At 65.8% G+C, this 1,932-nt stretch carries 1 protein-coding gene; it reads right to left on the bottom strand.

The window, feature by feature from the left end; genetic code table 11:
* The coding region (locus WCA10_RS14010; protein WP_472823151.1) for a type I polyketide synthase at nt 1-1,932 on the bottom strand (1,932 nt) is incomplete at both ends.

The following is a 1,932-nucleotide window of genomic DNA, read 5'->3' on the forward strand; positions in this document are numbered from 1 at the left end:
CCAATAGGACTGTCGTTGGAAGGGGTAGGTAGGCAGCGGGAGTCGACGTCGGGGATAGGGCAGGTCGAAACCGGTCCAGTTGACCTCGGCGCCATAGACATACAACTGGGCGAGGCTGTCAAGCATTTGCGGCCACTCTTCGCGGTTGCGGCGCAGGGAGGTCAGCCACAGAGCATCCGGTGCGTCGATACATTGCTGGCCCAGTGCGGTGAGCGTTGCTCCCGGCCCCACTTCCAGAAACACCGTTGCGGCGGAGTCGCGCAGGGTTTCCATGGCCTGGCGGAATCGCACCGGGTCGCTGACCTGACGGCGCCAGTAGGCAGTCCGGCTCATCTCGTCACGGGCGACGGCTCGGCCGGTTACGCTGGAGACCAGACGCAGGCGCGGCGGTTGAAATTGGATTTCTTTCACCACCGCTTCGAAAGCCTCTTCCATCTCCTCCATCTGTGGAGAATGGAAGGCGTGAGAGACGTTCAGCCGTTGTACGCTGACGCCGCTCTCGATCAGCCGCTGCTCGGCGATATGGAGTTCCTGCTCATAACCGGAAATGACCAGGTTGTCGGGCGCATTGATGGCGGCCACGGTGACCCGTTGTTCCAGACCGCGCAAAGCATCCCGGACGCGACTCTCCGGGGCGTGGACAGCGGCCATGGCGCCACGGCCGGCAACGTCCTGCATGAGGCGGCCGCGCCGGGCAATCAGTGTCAATCCGTCGCCCAGAGAGTACACGCCGGCAACGCAGGCAGCCACGTATTCGCCCACGCTGTGTCCCAGCACCGCCGCAGGCTCGATTCCCCAACTGCGCCAGAGCGCCGCCAGTGCGTATTCCACCGCAAACAGGCAGGGCTGGGTATAGGCGGTCTGCACCAGAAGATCGGTCGCGGTTCCCCACAGCACCTCCAGCAGCGGCCTCTCCAGTTCCCCGCGCAGCCCCTCGGCACATTGCTCCAGGGCCGCTCGAAACACCGGCTGCGTGTCGTAGAGCTGCCTGCCCATGCCGGCATACTGAGCTCCCTGTCCGGAGAACAGAAAAACCGGACGTATGCCTTCCCGGTCGCGGACGCGGCGTCCCGGCAGAGCCTTCAGCAATGCACTTCGCAGTTCCGCAGAGGAAGAACCCGTCACCGCCAGACGGTGCTCGAAGTGGGCCCGGCCGGCATTGGCGGTGAAGCACACATCGCCCACCGGCGCCGCGGTATGCTCCAGCACGTCGGCATAACGGCCGCCCAATTCACGCAGCGCCGATTCGCTCCGCGCCGACAGAGCCAGAAGATGCAGCGGCCGCTCGCAGCCGACCGGACGGACCGGCGGCGCAGGCGCCTCCTCCACAATCACGTGGGCGTTGGTCCCGCTGAAGCCAAACGAACTGACCCCGGCCACGCGCCGTCGCTCGCTCCTCGGCCAGGGCCGTCCCTGCACCGGGATCTCCACCGGCACTCCGCCCCAGTCGATGTGCGGGTTCATCTGCTGGAAATGCAGGTGCGCCGGGATTCGCTCATGCTGCAGCGCCAGCACCGCCTTGATCAGTCCCGCAATCCCCGCTGCCGCTTCCAGATGGCCGACGTTGGTCTTTACCGACCCGACAACCAGCGGATTGTCCGCTCCCCGCCCTGCACCCAGCACCGCCGCCAGCGCGTGCGCTTCGATCGGATCTCCCAGCACCGTTCCCGTTCCATGCGCTTCCACATACCCGATCTCTTCCGGCCTCACTCCCGCCTGCGCCAGTGCAGCCCGGATCACAGCTTCCTGCGCCATGCCGCTGGGCGCCGTTATGCCGCTGCTGCGTCCATCCTGATTCACAGCCGAACCCCGGATCACCGCCAGAACATGATCCCCATCCGACTGCGCCTCGCTCAGACGCTTCAGCACCACCATGCCGCAACCCTCACCCCGCACGAATCCGTCCGCACCCGCATCGAACGTCTTGCAACG

The organism is Occallatibacter sp., from assembly GCF_049582745.1.
Taxonomy (GTDB): Bacteria; Acidobacteriota; Terriglobia; order Terriglobales; family Acidobacteriaceae; genus Telmatobacter.